The organism is Streptomyces sp. NBC_00158 (assembly GCF_045160885.1).
GTDB lineage: Bacteria > Actinomycetota > Actinomycetes > Streptomycetales > Streptomycetaceae > Streptomyces.
The window spans coordinates 7561739-7578792 of record NZ_CP108161.1; the positions used below are offsets into that span (position 1 = coordinate 7561739).

A 17054-nucleotide genomic window follows, 5' to 3' on the forward strand; every position below is an offset into this window, starting at 1 on the left:
CGTCGGTCGGTGAGGACTACGCGGGGGATGCGGCGGGGTGGTCGTCGGGTCGGAGCGTGCGGCCTTCGTGGAAGGCCGTGGTGTGGGCCTCCTCGCCCAGGGCTTCGAGGGCGAGGGCCGTGATGCGGTCGACGTCGCCGCGTTCCGGTCCGGGGAGCGGGGCGCCGGCCGATGCGCGCAGGGTGTCGGCGGTGCCGAGGAGACGGGCGGCGGCAGCGTGACGGCCCGCGCACGCCTCCGCGCCGGCCAGGCCTTCCAGGGCGAGCGCGACGGCCCGCGGGTCGCCGGTGCGCTCGGCCGCGGCCAGACCCTGCCGGTGGAGTTCGCGCGCCTGGGCGGTATGGCCGCGCTGCTCGGCGATGAAGCCGAGTTCGGCGAGGATCAGGGCCGCTCCGGAGTCCACCCCGAGTCTGCGGTTCCAGTCCAGCCACGGGCGCAGGTACTCCTCGGCGGCGTCGAGGCGGCCCTGCCGGCGGGCGGTGAGGGCGAGGCCGGTCGTGGCGAACTGCTCGGCGGGACCGTGGGACTGGCCGGCGGCGAGCTGCCGGGCGCGCCGGTGGAGCTCGTCGGCGGCCCTGTGGTCCCCGGTGAGCAGGGCGATCCGGCCCAGTCGGGAGAGGCGGAAGGAGAGGTCCGTCCAGAGCTGGAGCTCTTCGGCGATGGCGGCGCCTTCGCGGTGCAGGCGGCCGGCTTCTTCGTAGTCGCCCGCGATCTCGGCCAGTACGCCGAGTTGTTCGGCTGCCTGGAGCCTGCCCCACCCGTCGCCGACGTCGGCGAAGCGGGCCGCGCTGTCGGTGGCGTACCGCCGCAGGTCGCCGAGGCCGCCGCGGTAGACGGCCTGGGTGGCGAGGGTGCTCATGGTCGCGGCGATGCCCCAGCGGTCGTCGCGGGCGCGGAACTCGGACAGGAGGGTGTCGGCGCGGTCCGGGCCGGGCGGGTCGCCGAAGCCGGACCGGGTGAAGGTGAGGAACCAGCGGGCTCTGACGTCGGCACCCTCGAACAGCTCGTCCGGAGCCTCCGGGCCGCCCTGTTGCGTGCGTTCCCCGGTGAGGAGGGCGAATCCCGCCCGGCGGGCGCGGGCGGAGGCGTCGCCGGGGTGGGGGCCGGTGGCGGACAGGGCCGTGTCGAGGGAGCGGCGCGCCTCGGTGAGGCGCCCGCGCAGGAACCAGTACCAGGAGAGGGCGTTGACCTGGCGCAGCGCCAGGTCCGGCGCGGCGTCGCCGGCCGCCTCACCGGTCCCGGCGGCATCGGCCAGCGCGCGGCGGAGGTTGGCGCCGTCGGCGTCCAGCAGCCGCAGCCGGCGGCGTTGGTCCGGTCCGTGCAGGCAGGGCTCGGCCCGTTCGGCGAGTTCGGTGTAGTGGAGGCGGTGGAGACGGCGGGTGGTCCTGGTCGCGCCCGCCTCGTGGAGGCGTTCGAGGGCGTAGGCGGCCACCGATTCCAGCAGGCGGTAGCGCGGCCCGTCCTGGCCGTCCACGACGGTGACGAGGGAGCGGTCGACCAGGCGGGTGATCACGTCGAGCACGGTGTCGCCGGGGGCCTCGGGCGCGGCGCAGACCTCTTCGGCGGCGGCGAGGGTGCAGCCGTCGGCGAACACGGCCAGGCGGCTCAGTACGGCGCGCTCCGGGTTGGTCAGCAGTCCCCAGCTCCAGTCGATCACGGCGCGGAGGGTCTGCTGGCGGGCGGGTGCGTCCCGGCGGCCCGCGGTCAGCAGGCGGAACCGGTCCCCGAGGCGCTCCGCGAGCCCGTGGACGCCGAGGGCCCGGACCCGGGCGGCGGCGAGTTCGAGCGCCAGCGGGATCCCGTCGAGGCGCGCGCAGATCCGTGCCACGGCGTCGGCGTTGGCGGGGCCGAGGGCGAACCCCGGGGCGGCCGCCGCCGCGCGGGCCGTGAAGAGGCGTACGGCGTCGGACTCGGGCAGCGGGCCGACCGCGTGCAGCGTCTCGCCGGACAGGGCCAGGGGTTCCCGGCTGGTGGCGAGGACGGACAGGCCGGGACAGAGGCGCAGGAGGTGCTCGACGAGTTCGGCGACCGGCTGGACGAGGTGCTCGCAGTTGTCCAGGACGAGCAGGACACGGCGGTCGCCGAGAGCCCGGACGATCCGGTCGGCGGTGTGGCGCGGGGAGGGCTCCTCGGCATCGGCGGCCGTGTTGGCGCCGACGGGGTGCTCGCGCAGCCCGAGGGCCTCGGCCACGGCTTCCGCCGTACGGGCGCTCGCGCCGGGCCCCGTCGTGGCGGTGGTGCCGGCGGTCGCGGGTGCGGCATCGGGCCGCTCGGCGGCCAGTTCGACGAGCCGGACCCCGTCCGGGAACGACTCCGCCGCCGTCGCGGCGGTTTCCAGGGCGATCCTGGTCTTGCCCACGCCGCCGGGCCCGGTGAGGGTGACCAGGCGGCCGGAAGCGATCAGGCCGCGCACCCGGCCGACGTCCTGTTGCCGGCCGATCAGCGGAGTCAGCGCACCCGGCAGGTCGGTGCGCGGCACGTCCGTGTGCGGCGCCGGGGGAGCGGCAGGCGCAGAGGCGGCACGGGCGGGAGCGGGAAGGGCAGGAGCGGGAAGCGCCGGGGTCGGGGCGGCGGCCAGCACCGGATCCTGGCGCAGGATCGCCCGATGGAGTTCGACCAGTTCGGGACCCGGGTCGAGCCCCAGCTCACCGGCCAGGTGTTCCGTCAGTTCGCGGTAGCTCTCCAGCGCGTCCGCCTGTCGGCCCGAGCGGTAGAGGGCGCGCATGTACACGCCCCGGAGGGCTTCGCGCAGCGGATGCCGTCGCACCGCCTCACCCAACTCCGCTGCGAGCAGGCGGTGTTCCCCGAGCGCCAGACGTATCCCCGAAAGCTCCTCCAGGGTGGACAGGCGCTGCTCGTCCAGGCGGGCGGCGGCCGCCCGGGCGAAGTCCTCGTCGCGGAACTCGGCGAAGGCCGGGCCGCGCCACAGCGCCAGGGCGTCCGTCAGCAGCGCCGCCCGGTCCCGCGGGCCCCCCGTCCGCCGGGCATGCTCCGTCATTGCCGTGAAGCGGGCGGAGTCGACGGCGTCTTCAGGAACGTGCAGCAGATAGCCGGCCGGGCGGCGCACGACCAGTCCGCGGCCGCCGGGCTCCGCCAGCTCCAGCGCCCGGCGCAGCTGCGAGACCTTGGTCTGGAGCGTGTTGGCCGCGTTCCCCGGTACCGCCTCGCCCCACAGGTCGTCCACCAGCCGGTCCGGCGAGACCGGCTGCCCGTGGTGGACCAGAAGGTCGGCCAACAGGGCGCGGACCTTCGGTTCGCGGACGGTCACCGCAGACCCGTCGTCCGTACGGACCTGGAGCGGGCCGAGCACTTCGAAACGCATGATCACACGTTAACTCCCGCCGGCTTCCCGGCCGGCGGGTACCCACGTGCCGGTCCGTGCGGGTCAGTGCGCGGATCGTCAGAGAACCGTGCGCGGCCCTCGGCAGAGTCGTCCCCGTAGCCGAGAACACCACCGGAACGGGAAAGAGGAAGTCCACGATGAACGACACCACACCCACCACACCCACCACACCCACCATCGGCACCTCCGGGCTGGTCTCCGCCGAGGTCCGGCTCGCCTCCCGGCCGCTCGGCGAGCCCACCGCGGAGAACTTCCAGCTGGTCCGCACTCCGGTGCCGGAGCCCGCCGAAGGGCAGATCGTCGTCCGGAACACCTGGATGTCGGTGGACCCCTACATGCGGGGCCGGATGGACGACGTACCGTCCTACATCCCGCCGTTCCCGCTCGGCGCCGCCCTTGAGGGCAGCGCGGTCGGCGTGGTGGTGGCGTCCCGTTCGGAGGCCGTGCCCGTCGGTGCGACGGTGTCGCACTTCCTGGGGTGGCGCGAGTACGCCGTACTGGACGCCGGCGCGGCGACCGCCGTCGACACGGACGCCGCCCCGCCGGAGGCGTACCTGGGGGTGCTGGGCACCACGGGCCTGACGGCGTACGCGGCGCTGACGCGGACCGCACCGGTGCGCGAGGGCGACGTGGTGTTCGTCTCGGCCGCGGCCGGCGCGGTGGGCAGCGTCGCCGGCCAGCTGGCCCGCAGGCTGGGGGCGGCCAGGGTGATCGGCTCGGCCGGCGGTCCGCGGAAGGCGGAGCGGCTGGTGACGGACTTCGGGTACGACGCCGCCATCGACTACCGCGCCGGCTCGCTCGACGCGCAGCTGGCCGAAGCGGCCCCGCAGGGAGTGGACGTGTACCTCGACAGCGTGGGCGGCGACCACCTGCGGGCGGCGATCGGCGCGATGCGCACGGGCGGACGGATCGCGCTGGTCGGCGCGATCAGCGGCTACAACGCCGCCGAGGGGGCCGCCGGGCCCGGCAACCTGTTCCAGGCGGCGGCCAGGGAGGTGACCCTGCGCGGCATGCTGGTCAGCAGCCACTTCGACCTGTTCCCCGAGTGGACCGGGCGGGCCGCGGGCTGGCTCGCCGACGGGTCGCTGCGCACGGAGCACACGGTGGCCGAGGGCATCGAGAAGGCCCCGGAGGCCTTCCTCGGCATGATGCGCGGTGCCAACACCGGCAAGATGCTCGTCCGGCTGGGCGGGTGACGGCCGTGGCGGCGCACGCCCTGCTGGTCCTCGCCCACCCGCGCACGGACTCCCTCACGGCGGAGATCGCCCGGCGGGCCCGGGAACGCCTGGCGGCCGACGGGTACGCCGTCGACGTGCTCGACCTGTACGCCGAGGGCTTCGACCCCCGGACCGGGCCCGAGGACGAGCCGGACTGGACCGACCGCGACAAGACGTACTCGCCGGAAGTACGGGCACACATGGCACGGATCGCGCGGGCCGACAGCATCGTCGTGGTCTTCCCCGTCTGGTGGTTCGGGCTGCCGGCGATCCTCAAGGGCTGGATCGACCGGGTGTGGAACTACGGATTCGCCTACGGCCGCAGCAGGCCCCGGCTGGCGGGCCCGGCGGATGCTCTGGCTCGGGCTGTCCAGCTACCCGAGGGAAAAGTTCGCCGAGCTGGGCTGGGACTCCGTGATGGACCGCCAACTCCGCGTAGGAATCTCCGAGTTCTGCGGCATCACGGACGCCCGCGTGGAGTTCGTGCACGACAGCCTCGCCCCCGCCGCACCGGGCCGCGCGGCCGCGGACGCCGCGCTGGCCCGATTCCTGACCGGCCCCGCCGACACCCAGGCCCGGCCGGTCCCGGAAACGACAGACGCAGCACACCAACCCACGAGAAGGGGCAGCAACTCCTCATGAGCGACCACCGCACCCTCGTCAACCCGAGCGGACTCCACGACCCGTCCCCGTTCGGCTACGGACACGCCGCTTCCGCGCCCGGAGAGCCGGTGTTCATCGCCGGGCAGTACGCCTCCGACGGCACCGGCGAGGTCGTGCCGGGCGACTTCGCCGCCCAGGTGGCGACGGCCTTCGCCAACCTGCGGGCCGCCCTCGCCGGCGTGGGCCTCGGCTTCGAGCACGTCGTACGGCTCGGCACGTACGTCGTCGACCACGACCCGGAGAAGCTGGCCGTACTCGGCAAGGCCCTGCACGACGGCTGGCCCGACGGACGGCTGCCCGCCCAGACCCTGAGCGGGGTCGCCTCGCTGGCACTGCCCGGGATGCTCTTCGAAGTGGACGCCGTGGCCGTCCGCCCCCCGGGCCCGCCCAACTGAGCCACCGCCCGTCCGCGCGCCCCGCGCCAGGCCGCAGAGGCCGGGCGGACGCTTGCAGCCCGCAGGGGATCAGAATCGGTGGACCGGGGCGGTGGCGTCCGTCCAGTGCCAGTCGACCGGTGCGTGCTGCCGCTTCAGCGCGTTGCGCCCGGGGCCGTAGCCCTTCAGGGCGGCCCGCACCGCGTCCTCCAGGTCGCCGAGGTCCTCCGGCACCGGTACCCGGAGCAGCAGGTTCTGCTTCTGGTGCACGAGGAGCAGCTCGCCCGCGGGGGAGCAGCCCATCAGGAGGAAGTGGGTGAGCGCCGTGAACGGGGCGTCCGAGGTGGGGATCCGGGAGAGCATCCGCCCCTCGGCGTCCCATGCGTACAGGCCGTAGCGGTTGAGGTGGAAGGCCCGCGCCCGGTACGGATCGCCGACGACCGTCCAGTGGGCGCCGGTGAACGGACTGTCCTCGTACCGGTGCATTCCCTCCAGCTTCCCGCGCTCCGTGCCCTGCCCGTCGATCAGCAGGAACGAGAACACCTGTCCGCGGCTGCCCGACCGGTAGGTCTTCCCGAAGACGGGGACGACGAACAGGTCGTCTCCCATCGCCGCGGGGCGGGCCATCCGGCAGCCCGTGTAGTCGTAGCGGGTCCGGTCGTCCGTGGACACCATCTCGGTGAGCGAAGGGGACGGCCGGTTCGTGCCGGCGACGGGGGCGCCGCCGTACACGACGTGCGGGTACCGGTCGGCCTCCGTCTGCCGGTCGGATCGCGCGTCGTGCGTCGCGATGGCCCGCAGGGTGGCCTTCGCGCCGGGGCCGAGCGTGCTGCCCGGCTCGGAGAGCGCGACGAGGTTGGGTACCTTTCCGGCCCAGTTGCTCACCCCGTACTCGGCCACCGCGCACAGCAGCCGCCCGGACGGCGTGACGTCGATCGACATGGCGTACGGATCGCCCGTCCGTTCCTTCTCCTCCTGCCATCCCCAGGGCGACTGCCAGGACTCCACGAGCCGGCTCAGATCGGCGGAGAACAGGTGGGTGTTCCCCGGCTTGGAACTGACCGCCACCGTCCCGTCCGGGAGGACGGCCAGGTTGAACTCCGATCCCTTGGCGAGCCCGGTCGCGACGTTGCCCCGCGTGCCCCCGCCGTACAGGGCCGTTGCGGTGGGTGTCCCGTCCTGGTCGTACCGGGTGATCACGTGGTACGTGAAGTTCTGCTGGAACGGGTCGCAGGACGCGTCGTCCCGCGCCCGGTAGCGAACCGCCCCGGACAGCGCGTACGTCTCTCCGGCCGCGTTCGCGGCGACGTCGTACGTCGTGAACGCCCACCCCTCGGAGTGCTTGGCGGTCAGGTCGACACGGTGCTCGCCCACGACGACGGAGGGCAGGATCAGGGGAAGGAGCGCAGACATGACCACCATCCTCCCCCGGGCCACTGACAACGGTGGGGAGGGGTGTGACGTCCAGCCCGGCCGCGCGGCGAGCGGCCCGCGCTCGCCGGCCGGTCGCGGTCGGCCGGCCGGCGCCGGGACGGCCGGCCGCGGACCGGCCTCCGGGCCCCGTCCCGGCCCTCCGTCACTTCCCGGGCGACAGGTGCGCGTTGGGCGCCCGGCCCGCCTCCGCGTACTCGGGCACCTCCACCACCGTGATGCCCCCCGCCCGGAGCCGCTCGGTGCCGTCCGCGCCCGGCACGAAGGTGTCGGGCTCCCGCCAGGCCGTGACCACGCGCCGGATCCCGGCCCCGGCGATCAGCTCCGCGCAGGGGTGCGGGTACGAGGCGCGGTGGCCGCAGGGCTCCAGACTGCTGTAGACGGTGGCTCCGGCCAGAGCGGGGTTCCCGCGCACCTTGGCGAGCGCGGCCTGCTCCGCGTGCACGCGCGCGTCGCCCCCTTCGCGGGAGTGGCCCCGCGCGAGCTCGCGGCCGTCGGCGCCGACGACGATCGCCCCGACGGAGAAGGCCGTGGTGGAGGGCGGGCAGGCCGCCGCGAGCGCGCAGGCCTCCCCGAGCCAGGCCGCGTCGGCCGCGGTGGCCCGCCCCTCCGCTCCCGGACGGCGGTGGGTGGCGTAGCGCAGCAGGGTCACGTCACCGATCCTCCGGGTAGCGGCGAGCGCCAGCCGGTGCTCGGGGCCGCCCGGATAGTTCCCGGGCCCGAACATCCGGGGTGCGTCCGGCCGGCCCACGACGACCGGGGCGATGACGAGCTGGAGCTCGTCCGCCAGTTCCTGCCGCAGGAACTGGGTGTGGATCCGGCCACCGCCCTCGACCATCAGCCGGCGCACGCCGAGGCCGTGCAGGTGGTCGAGGACCTGCGGCCACACGTCCTCCTCCGCCACCTGGTGGACGGTCGCCAGCCCGCCGAGGGCCGCCACGGCCCTGTCCCGGGCGGCGCGGCCCACCGCGTACACGACCTTGGCGCCTCCGTGGTGCCAGAACCGCAGCTCCGGGTCGAGGTCGCCAGTGCGCGTGACGGTGGCCTTCGCGGGGTGCGGGGGGAGCCCGGCGTCGACGCGGGCAGCGCGCCGGGCGGCGGAGCCCACCCGGACGCGGGGATCGTCGGCGCGCAGCGTGCCGGCTCCGAGCAGGATCGCGTCGCAGGAGGCGCGCACGGAGTCGACGCGGTCGAAGTCCTCCTCGTTGGAGAGCAGCAGCCGCGGCTCCCCGGGAGGGGTGTCGAGGCAGCCGTCCAGGGAGACGGCGGCCGAGAGCAGGACGTAAGGACGGGGCATGGGGAGGCTCCTCGGAGCTGGTGCGAGGGGTACGGATAAAGGGCGGATCGGGGCGAACTCGTGTCCCGAAGAACAGGGTTGGCCAGACGCCGGGCGATTGGTACAGTCCAATGTGCGCCGTCGATCTTGGAGCCAACCGGTCTCGACGGCCGTTGCGAACTGCGTGTCCGCCCGCTGCGGAACCTTCCACCGGACACGATCCGGTGCACCGTCGGACCAACCTACAGCTGGAACTGACAGTCATTCACGGAGGAGTCGCCTTGTCCCGGTCGAGAAGGAAGAAGATCGAACGCTTAGCCCCGTCGCTGCCCGCGCCGAGGCTCCGATGACCGACATCCTGGTTCCCACCTGGCCGTTGTGCCCGTACGCCGCCCCGCCGCCCCCTCCCGACTGGCGGCCCACCCGCCGGCTCACCCTCCTGATGCCGTTCCACCGCGAGACCGGGGCGACGCTCGCCCGCTCGGCGCGTGCCGTGGCCGCGCTGGACTACCCCCCGGAGCTGCTCCAGGTGCTGTGGCTCGTCGCCGACGGCCCTGAGCACGCACGGGAGGCCGAGCAGGCCGAGGACGCCCGGGCCGCCGCCGGCCGGCCCGAACTGGACTGGCGGATCCTGCGCCTGCCGAGCATGCGGCCCAAGGGAGCCGCCCTGAACCACGCCTTCCCCCATGCCGAGGGCGAGATCGTCGCCGTGGTCGACGCCGATGTCGTGCCCGATCCCGGCCAGCCGGCCGAAGCGGTGTGGGCCCTGGAACACGGCTACGCGCTCGTCCAGGCAGAGGAGATCGGCGAGCCGGGCCCGCGGCTCACCTCGCGCGTGAAGACCGCCGAGGACACGGTCTGGCACGCCTCGGTGCGGGGCCTGGCCCGCGCCGCCGGGGTGCACGTCGTCGCGGGGAGCTCGGTCTACGCCTGGAGCGCGACCTGGGACGGAGTGCGCCCGATCCGCTCGGACGACGTGGAGGAGTCCTACCACTGGTCCCTGCGGCTCATGGGCGAGGGCGCCACCACCGGCTTCCTGCGCAGTCCGTCGCGGGTCAGCTCGACCGACCGTACGGGAGCGGCCCTGCGCCAGCGCGCCCGCTGGGCCCGGGGGCAGCTGCGGGCCGTGGCCGTCACCTGGCCCGAACTCCCCCCGCGCGGACGCCTGCTGGGGGCGGTCACGGTGGGCAGCATGGCGGCCAGGGCCGCGATGCCGGCCCTCCTCGCGGCCGCGGTCGTCTCTCCCCGGGCGCGCAAGGCGGCGGCCGTGGTGGTGGCGGCGGACGTGGCCTGCGTCCTGGGCGCCCGGCGCAGTCCCGAGTACCGCGACCGGGTCGACGGCCTGGCCTGGGCCCTGGTCGTGCCCTGGCACCTGGTCGGCGCCGTGGCCGTCTACCGCGCCGTGTGGGAGTGGGCACGGGGTGACCGCGGCTGGCACAGCGTCCGCGACACGGCCGACGCCGCCCCCGGAACCGGGCAGGGGGCGTCCCGTTGAGCGCCGGGACCGGCACCGGCACCCCGCCCGTGATCAGCGCCGCGGTCATGGCCCATCCCCGCCGCCTCGACGAAGCCGGCCGGCTCGCGGACGCCCTGCGGCCCTGGCAGGCGGAGATCGCCGTCGACCCGGATCCGAACGGGCCGCCCACCACCTTGCGCACCGCCCGCGCGGCCTGGTCCCGGATCGGCGCCGGAGCCACCCACCACCTCGTGCTCCAGGACGACGTCGAGCCGTGCCGGGACTTCGTCCGGCGCGTGGAGGCGGCCGTCGCGGAGCATCCGGACGCGCCGCTCGCCTTCTACGCCAACTGGAACTCGTGGAACGGGGCCGCCACCCGGGCCGCCGCCCTCCAGGGCGCCTCCTGGGTGCCCGCCGTACCGGGGGAGTGGATCCCCACCCTGGCGCTGCTGCTGCCACGGAACGACGTGACGGCGCTGCTGTCGGCGGTGCCCGAGGAGGACGCCCAGCCGGAACCCGACGACGTGGTCGTGGCCCGCGAGCTGGCCGCGCGCGGCCGCAGGGTGCTGATCTCGGTCCCGCACCTGGTGGAGCACGTCGGATCGACCAGCATCATGGGCAACGACCGCTTCGGGCCCCGGCATTCGGCCTGTTTCGCGGACGACGTCCAGGACGCGGCGGCCGGGCGGCCGGGCGCCGCCGGCACCCTGCCGGAAACCCCGCGGGTACTCGTCCACCGCCCGCACGGACACGCCCACGTGGTACTCGCCGCGCCGGACGGCGGCGACGGCGAGCCGCTGTTCCTGTCCCGCGAGGCCTACCTGCGCGGCACTCCCGTCGCCGAGCGCGCGCGAGAGCGGTGGACGCGGGCCCGCGCCGGGCTGTCGGGACTGCGCGTACCCGACGAACTGCTGTGGCTGTGCGAGGAGATCTGGCACGGCGGCCACCTGCTGGGCCTGCACACCCCGCCCACCGACCTCCCCCCGTCCCCCGCCCTGGTCCGAGTCGCCCTGCGCAGCTGGATCCTCGGCGGCACCGCCGGCAGCCCCGAGCACCGGCTGTGGATCGAACAACGGGTGGCCCGCCTCACCGGCCTCGCCGAGCAGGCCTTCGCGGCCGGACGGGACGACCGCCGCGTCCACGGACCGCTGCCCGCCCTCCCCAAGGAGCGGCTGGCCGAGCTGCCCGCGGGCCGGCACATCTGGCGACACCCCGAACTCGCCCTCTCCACCTGAGCCGACCGCACCGACCCCGAACCCCGTCCTCCGGTCCCCGGCCCCGCCAGCACGCCTGCGGCGCGGCCCGGTCGAGCATGCCCCCACGGAACCACACGGCACGAACCGTAAGAAGGGTGTTGAATACTGATGGCCACGGCCTCTTCCGTAGACGAGAACCCCGAGAACGACATCCCCCGCTGCGAGATCCGCGCGGAGGTCCCCGTACCGATCGAGGCGGGCGGACGTACCGTCACGGCCCGCATGGTCACGTTCTCCGGCCTGATCGACGGCCGCGAACACCTCGCGCTCGTCTTCGGCGAGGAGATCGCCCCCGTACCCCTGGTACGCCTGCACTCGGAGTGCCTCACCGGCGACGTGTTCGGTTCGGCCCGCTGTGACTGCGGACCCCAACTCCAGGAAGCCACCGACCGGTTGGCCGAAGGTGGCGTCCTGCTGTACCTACGGCAGGAAGGCCGCGGCATCGGCCTCTACAACAAGCTGGACGCGTACGTGCTCCAGGACCAGGGTCTCGACACCTTCGAGGCGAACCGCAGGCTGAGCTTCGCCGACGACGAGCGCGACTACCGGGTGGCCGCGCAGATGCTCCGCGCCCTCGGCGTCGACGGCATCCGCCTCCTCACCAACAACCCCGACAAGGCAGCCCAGTTGGCGACCTCCGGCATCAAGGTGCACGACTCGGTGAGCACCGGGGTGTTCCTCGGCGCCGGCAACCGGCGGTACATCGAGGCCAAGGTCCTGCACGCCGGCCACCGGATCGCCCTGACGGAGGTGGCACCGGCGTGAGCGGGCCCACGCCGGCGGCTCCGGCGGCACCGGCGCGGTGGCGCCGCGCCCTGGGGGTTCCCGACCTGTCGGGTCAGGGCAGGATCGTGGCCGCCACCGCGCTGGACACCTTCGGCGCGGGCATGTTCACCCCGCTGTCCTTCCTCTTCTTCCTGATGACCACCGACCTGACGGTCGCACAGGTCGGGCTCGGGACGAGCGTGGCGACGCTGCTGTCCATCCCGCTGACCCCGATCGCGGGCATGGCCGTCGACCGGTGGGGCCCCAGGGCGTCGCTGATCTCCAACAACCTGCTCGCCGCCGCCGGGTTCCTCTGCTACCTCCTCGTCGACTCGCTCCCCACCCTGGTGGCGAGCATGCTCGTGGTCCTCTGCGCGGACCGCATGTACTGGGCGGCCTGGCCCGCCTTCGTCGCCGACCTCGCCGAGGGAGCCGAGCTCGACCGCTGGTACGCGTTCACGGCGGCGGGCAAGAACGCCAGCGTGGCCGTCGGAGGGGTCGCCGGCGGGCTGCTGCTGGCCAGCGGCTGGTCCGGCGCCGCCATGCTCATCGTCGTCGTCAACGCCTCCACCAGCGTGCTGACCGCCGTGCTGTTCTGGAAGCCGGTCCGGAAGACGACGCCGACGCGGTCCCCGGCGCCGGACGGCGAGGCAGCGGCGCAACCGGAACCGGAACCAGAACCGGAACCTGGAACGGGAGCGGACCGGGCGAAGGCGCCCGATCCGCAGCCGGCAACGGGCCGGTCCGGATGGCGGGCCGTCTTCGCCGACCGGATCCTGCTCTGCGTCCTCGCCTCCCAGACCGCGCTGACCTTCGGCTGGCTGATCCCCACCCTCATCCTCCCGGTCTACCTCGTGGAGGTGCAGGACCTGCCGGCCTGGCTGCCGTCGACCGCGCTCACCGTGAACGCGCTCCTCATCGTCGCCGCGCAGTCCACCCTCACCGCCCGGCTCGGCACCTTCGCCCGCAGCCGCGTGATCTCCTGGGCGGCGGTGCTGATCCTCGCCGCCGTGGGCCTGCTCGCCCTCGTCCCGCTCACCGGCGGAGGGGTCCCGATCGCCCTCGTACTGGGCGCCGTACTCCTCTTCACCACCGGGCAGATGACCGCCACTCCGGCCATCGTCGCCCTCTCCGCGACCCTCGCCCCGGCAGGGGCCCGGGGCCGGTTCCTGTCCCTGTTCAACCTCACCTGGACGGTGTCCGCGACGACCGGGCCCGCACTCGTCGGCGCGCTCATCGAGCGGCAGGCCGCGCTCCTGTGGGTGCTGCTCGCCGCTCTCGTGGCCCTCGGCGGCCTCGGCTACCGGTTCACCGGCGGCCTGGCACCCCACCGGCTCGGCAGCCCGAGCCCGCAGCCCGCCGAGGCCTGACACACCGGCGCCCGCAGGGCCCCGACAGCGCCCCGCCCACGTACGCATCCAGCCACCCCCACCTCCACCACCCCGCACCGCACACCGAGGGAGACACTCACGTGATCCGCCACTACGGCCCCATCAGCGGCGTCGCCGCCCACGGCACCCGGTACGTCGCCACCGCCGGCTACGACAACCAGCTGATCCTCTGGGACGCCGCCGACAAGCAGGCCGTCGCCCGCGCCACCCACGACCACCTGAGCAACCAGACGGCGTTCAGCCCCGACGGCCGCCACCTCGTCAGCTCCTCCAGCGACTACTCGGCCCGCCTCTGGTCGGTCCCCGACCTCCGGCTGGTCGCCGTACTCGCCGACCACAAGGACGACGTCGAGATGTCCGTCTTCCACCCCACCGAGCAGCTGATCGCCACCGCCTCACGCGACCACCACGTACGGGTCTTCGACTTCACCGGCGCGCTCCGGGCCACCTTCACCGGACACACGGCGGACGTCATCTCCGTCGAGTGGGTGGGCGGGAGCGACGAGCTGGTCTCCTCCAGCGACGACGGCACCATCAAGCGGTGGTCCCTGGAGACGGGCGGCATGCTCGCCGAGATCGACCTCGACGGCGTGGAGACCGACACGGTCGCCATCACCCGCTCCGGCGCCATCTACGCGGGCAACGACGAGGGCGAGATCATCGCCATCGCCGACGGCGCCACGACCACCCACCCGGCACACGAGGCGGGCATCAAGCGGCTCGTCTACAACGCCGACCGGGAACTGCTGGTCAGCCTCAGCTACGACCGCACCCTGCGCGTGTGGGACACCTCCGGCCCGCTCACCCCGGTGGCCACGTCCTCGCTCCCGCCCGAGGTCTGGCCGCGCTCCTGCGCCTTCCTCGACAGCGACACCCTGGCCTTCGCCACCTTCGGGTCCTCGTACGCCACCTACCGCATCGCGGCCCAGGAGTGGAACCTCGACGGCATCGAAGGCACCCCCTGCGTGAACGCGGTGCTCGTGGACGCGGACCGCACCCTGACCATCGGCGACGCCGGAGTGCTCTGGGCCGACGGCACCCCGCACGCCGAGACCGGCAGCCTGTGCAACTTCCTCACCCCCGTCGGCGGACGCGTCGTCACCGGCGGCCAGATGGGCAAGGTCTTCGACGCCCTGACCGGCGAAGTGCTCCACCAGCACCGCTCGCCCCTCAACTGCGGCGCCGCCTTCGAACGCGACGGCCTCCCGCACGTGATCGTCGGGGCCTACACGGGCGAGGGCATCGTCTTCTCCGTGGCCGCGGACGGCACCTTCCGGCACGAGACGACCCTCCAGCTCCACGGCAACGCCGTCAAGGGCCTCGCCGTGTCGGGCGACCGGATCTTCTCCGTCTGCGCCGACGGCAGCGCCACCTGGTTCTCCGTGGAGACCCTCACCGAACTCCACCACCTCGACGAGGCCCACGACCGCATCGCCAACGGCTGCGCGGCCCTCCCCGACGGCGACTTCGCCAGCGTCAGCCGCGACTACAAGCTGCGGCTGTGGCGCGGCTTCGAACCCACCGTCGTCACCACCCCGCACGACCACTCGATCAAGTCCGTCGCCGCGACCCCCGACGGGCGGTTCGTCGCCACCGGCTCCTACCACGGGCTGGTCGCCGTCCACGACGTGACCCTCGGCACCTGGACCACGACCCGGGTGACGACCGCCGGCATCTCCTCCCTCACCTACGACACAGGGACGGGCCGCTTCCTCGCCGGCTCGTACGACGGCCGTGTGTACCCCGTCTCCCACTGACGCCCCACCCCACCGCCACGGAGGACGCGTGTCCACGACCACCGGCACCTACGGCTACGGCCCCGACTTCTACGACGACGAACAGGTCTTCCCCCGCTACCAGGAAGCCCGGGCGGCCACCGACGAAGGGAACGCCACCCTGGAGGAGCCCTACGTCACGGACTTCGCCGGCGACCTGCGCGGCAGGTCCGTGCTGGACCTCGGCTGCGGCGACGGACGGTTCGGCGCGTCCGCGCTCGCCGCCGGGGCCCGCCGCTACCACGGCGTCGACGGCAGCGCCCGGATGCTCGCCCTGGCCGCCACCCGCCTGGACCCGGGCACGCTGGAGAAGGCCGACCTCACCACCTGGAAGACCGCTGAACCCGGCGTCTGGGACGTCGTCACCGCCCGCATGGTCGTGCACTACCTCGACGACCTGCCCGCGCTGCTCGACGAGGTCCACCGCTGCCTCACCCCCGGCGGAACCCTGGTCGTCTCGGTCGAACACCCCGTGGTCACCTGCGCCTACGACGGCGACTGGCACGACGGGGTGCCGTCCGAGATGCGGGTGCGCGGCTACTTCGACGAGGGCCCGCGCGACTGCGAATGGCTCGGAGCCTCCGTACGCAAGGTCCACCGCACCGTCGAGACGTACGTCGGAGCCCTCGCCGGGGCCGGGCTGCCGCTGACCGCCCTGTCCGAAGGCCGGCCCCGGCCCGAGAACTTCCGCGACCGGCGGACCGGGACGGCCCGCCGGGCCGTCCCGACCTACCTCGTGCTCCAAGCCCGCAAACCGACCGCCTGAACCCAAGAGAGGAACGACGTGCCACGACGTCTGCGACATGCCGCGGCCCTCCTCGCCTGCCTCCTCCTGCTGAGCCCGGCGACCGCCGCCCACGCCGCCGGCCGCGGATCCGCCCCGGCGGCCCGGGAACTCACCGTCTGGCTGATGTGGGGATCCGTCCCCCAGCCGGAACTGGAACGGCTCACCGGGGAGTTCGAGCAGGCCCACCCCGGCGTCACCGTGAACGTGCGGATGCAGGGATGGCCGGGGATCGACCAACGGCTGGAAGCGGCCCTGAACTCCGACGAGGCACCGGACGTCGTGGAGACCGGGACCACCACGACGCCGTACTTCGCCGCCGAGGGCCTGCTGAAGGACCTCTCCGACCAGTCCGACCGGCTCGGCGCGGGGGAGTGGATCCCCTCCCTGCGCGAATCGGGGAACTGGCGGGGGCGCCAGTACGGCATCCCGCTGTACGCCGCCTCCCGCGTGGTGATCTACCGCAAGGACCTCTTCGAACAGGCCGGACTCACGCAGCCGCGGGACCAGGAGGAATGGCTGCACACCACCCGGCGCCTGGCGCGGGCCCACCGTGCGGAGCCCGGATTCCAGGCGATCCACCTCCCGGGCCAGAACTGGTACGTGCTGTCCGGACTCCTCCACGACCGCGGCGGGCGGATCGCCGAGTACGACGGCACGCGGTGGCGGGGCGGCCTGAGCACACGGCCCGCCGCCGAGGCCCTGAGGTACTACCGAGCGCTCCAGTCGTTCTCCCAGGCCCCCAAGGACCAGGACGAGGCCCACCCCTTCCAGTACGAGGTGCTGGCGAAGGGACAGACCGGCCAGATGATCGGCCTGCCCTGGGAACTCGCCGACGCCGAACGCATCAACCCCGAACTGCGCGGCAAGCTCGGCATGTTCCCCGTCCCGGGAACCACCCCCGACCGCCCCGGCAGCGTCTTCCTCGGCGGATCGCACGTGGCCGTCGCGCAGCGCGGCCGACAGCCCGAGCTCGCGGCGGACTGGGTCGCCCGGCTGACCGGACCCGCCTACCAGGAGCGCCTCGCGATCGCGAACGGGGTGCTCCCCAACCGGCTCGCCCTCGCCCAGAAGATCGACCACCCGGGGGTCCGGGTACAGGCGCAGGCCGCGGCCAACGGCCACACCACCCCGGTCGACCCCCGCTGGCCCACCGTCGAGGCCGCGCCCAACCCCGTCAAGACCCTGCTCACCGACGTACTGACCGGCCAGTCACCCCGTACGGCCGGCCGCCGGGCCGACACCGTCCTGGAACAGCGCCTCAACGCCGGCGCCGGGGACCCGCGCCCGTAGGGCGATCGGCACGGCCGAACCGCGGGCGGT

13 protein-coding genes and 1 pseudogene are annotated in these 17054 nt (G+C 74.1%); 11 read left to right on the forward strand and 3 right to left on the reverse strand.

Features of this window, described 5'->3' with window-relative positions:
- Window positions 1-16: 16 nt before the first annotated feature.
- Window positions 17-3322: an AfsR/SARP family transcriptional regulator gene (locus OG553_RS34780; RefSeq protein WP_405982845.1), complete on the reverse strand. Its 3306-nt coding sequence runs from the start codon at window positions 3320-3322 to the stop codon at window positions 17-19.
- Between the two features lie 158 nt (window positions 3323-3480).
- On the opposite strand from OG553_RS34780, the gene OG553_RS34785 reads away from it, so the two are divergent.
- From OG553_RS34785 to OG553_RS34800, 4 genes and pseudogenes are all read left to right on the forward strand, one after another.
- A complete protein-coding gene (locus OG553_RS34785; RefSeq protein ID WP_405982846.1) occupies window positions 3481-4539 on the forward strand; it encodes an NADP-dependent oxidoreductase in 1059 nt (352 codons plus the stop codon).
- Window positions 4540-4544: 5 nt separating this feature from the next.
- Window positions 4545-4820 (forward strand): annotated as a pseudogene (locus tag OG553_RS34790) (NAD(P)H-dependent oxidoreductase); the annotation flags it as partial.
- Between the two features lie 91 nt (window positions 4821-4911).
- Window positions 4912-5202, forward strand: a complete 291-nt coding sequence (locus OG553_RS34795) for a hypothetical protein (RefSeq protein ID WP_405983219.1) — start codon at window positions 4912-4914, stop codon at window positions 5200-5202.
- Window positions 5199-5618, forward strand: coding sequence for a RidA family protein (locus OG553_RS34800; RefSeq protein ID WP_405983214.1), 420 nt, complete (start codon window positions 5199-5201; stop codon window positions 5616-5618). Before OG553_RS34795 ends, OG553_RS34800 begins: the two co-directional genes overlap by 4 nt.
- Window positions 5619-5687: 69 nt before the next feature.
- Here the strand turns inward: OG553_RS34800 and OG553_RS34805 are convergent, their stop codons facing one another.
- On the reverse strand, window positions 5688-7010 hold the full coding sequence (locus OG553_RS34805) for a hypothetical protein (RefSeq protein WP_405982847.1): 1323 nt from the start codon (window positions 7008-7010) through the stop codon (window positions 5688-5690).
- Between the two features lie 163 nt (window positions 7011-7173).
- Window positions 7174-8325 carry a dihydrofolate reductase family protein gene (locus OG553_RS34810; protein ID WP_405982848.1) on the reverse strand — a complete coding sequence of 384 codons (1152 nt, stop codon included), beginning with the start codon at window positions 8323-8325 and terminating at the stop codon, window positions 7174-7176.
- A gap of 325 nt (window positions 8326-8650) precedes the next feature.
- Here OG553_RS34810 and OG553_RS34815 point away from each other — a divergent pair, with 325 nt between their 5' ends.
- The 7 genes from OG553_RS34815 to OG553_RS34845 all read left to right on the forward strand — a co-directional run bounded on the left by OG553_RS34815 (window position 8651) and on the right by OG553_RS34845 (window position 17024).
- Entirely contained in the window at window positions 8651-9799 is a 1149-nt protein-coding gene (locus tag OG553_RS34815; RefSeq protein WP_405982849.1) for a glycosyltransferase family 2 protein, read from the forward strand.
- Window positions 9796-10995, forward strand: coding sequence for a hypothetical protein (locus OG553_RS34820; RefSeq protein WP_405982850.1), 1200 nt, complete (start codon window positions 9796-9798; stop codon window positions 10993-10995). Before OG553_RS34815 ends, OG553_RS34820 begins: the two co-directional genes overlap by 4 nt.
- A 129-nt stretch (window positions 10996-11124) precedes the next feature.
- Window positions 11125-11781 carry a GTP cyclohydrolase II gene (gene ribA / locus OG553_RS34825; protein ID WP_405982851.1) on the forward strand — a complete coding sequence of 219 codons (657 nt, stop codon included), beginning with the start codon at window positions 11125-11127 and terminating at the stop codon, window positions 11779-11781.
- Window positions 11778-13151: an MFS transporter gene (locus OG553_RS34830; RefSeq protein WP_405982852.1), complete on the forward strand. Its 1374-nt coding sequence runs from the start codon at window positions 11778-11780 to the stop codon at window positions 13149-13151. Before ribA ends, OG553_RS34830 begins: the two co-directional genes overlap by 4 nt.
- Before the next feature lie 101 nt (window positions 13152-13252).
- Entirely contained in the window at window positions 13253-14929 is a 1677-nt protein-coding gene (locus OG553_RS34835; RefSeq protein WP_405982853.1) for a WD40 repeat domain-containing protein, read from the forward strand.
- 28 nt (window positions 14930-14957) lie between these two features.
- Entirely contained in the window at window positions 14958-15713 is a 756-nt protein-coding gene (locus OG553_RS34840; protein ID WP_405982854.1) for a class I SAM-dependent methyltransferase, read from the forward strand.
- Window positions 15714-15731: 18 nt separating this feature from the next.
- Entirely contained in the window at window positions 15732-17024 is a 1293-nt protein-coding gene (locus OG553_RS34845; protein WP_405982855.1) for an extracellular solute-binding protein, read from the forward strand.
- Window positions 17025-17054 lie beyond the last annotated feature (30 nt).

Coding starts and splice junctions, on each gene's coding strand:
- OG553_RS34780 (WP_405982845.1), bottom strand. CDS start 3,322: ATGCGTTTCGAAGTGCTCGGCCCGCTCCAGGTCCGTACGGACGACGGG.
- OG553_RS34785 (WP_405982846.1), top strand. CDS start 3,481: ATGAACGACACCACACCCACCACACCCACCACACCCACCATCGGCACC.
- OG553_RS34795 (WP_405983219.1), top strand. CDS start 4,912: ATGCTCTGGCTCGGGCTGTCCAGCTACCCGAGGGAAAAGTTCGCCGAG.
- OG553_RS34800 (WP_405983214.1), top strand. CDS start 5,199: ATGAGCGACCACCGCACCCTCGTCAACCCGAGCGGACTCCACGACCCG.
- OG553_RS34805 (WP_405982847.1), bottom strand. CDS start 7,010: ATGTCTGCGCTCCTTCCCCTGATCCTGCCCTCCGTCGTCGTGGGCGAG.
- OG553_RS34810 (WP_405982848.1), bottom strand. CDS start 8,325: ATGCCCCGTCCTTACGTCCTGCTCTCGGCCGCCGTCTCCCTGGACGGC.
- OG553_RS34815 (WP_405982849.1), top strand. CDS start 8,651: ATGACCGACATCCTGGTTCCCACCTGGCCGTTGTGCCCGTACGCCGCC.
- ribA (WP_405982851.1), top strand. CDS start 11,125: ATGGCCACGGCCTCTTCCGTAGACGAGAACCCCGAGAACGACATCCCC.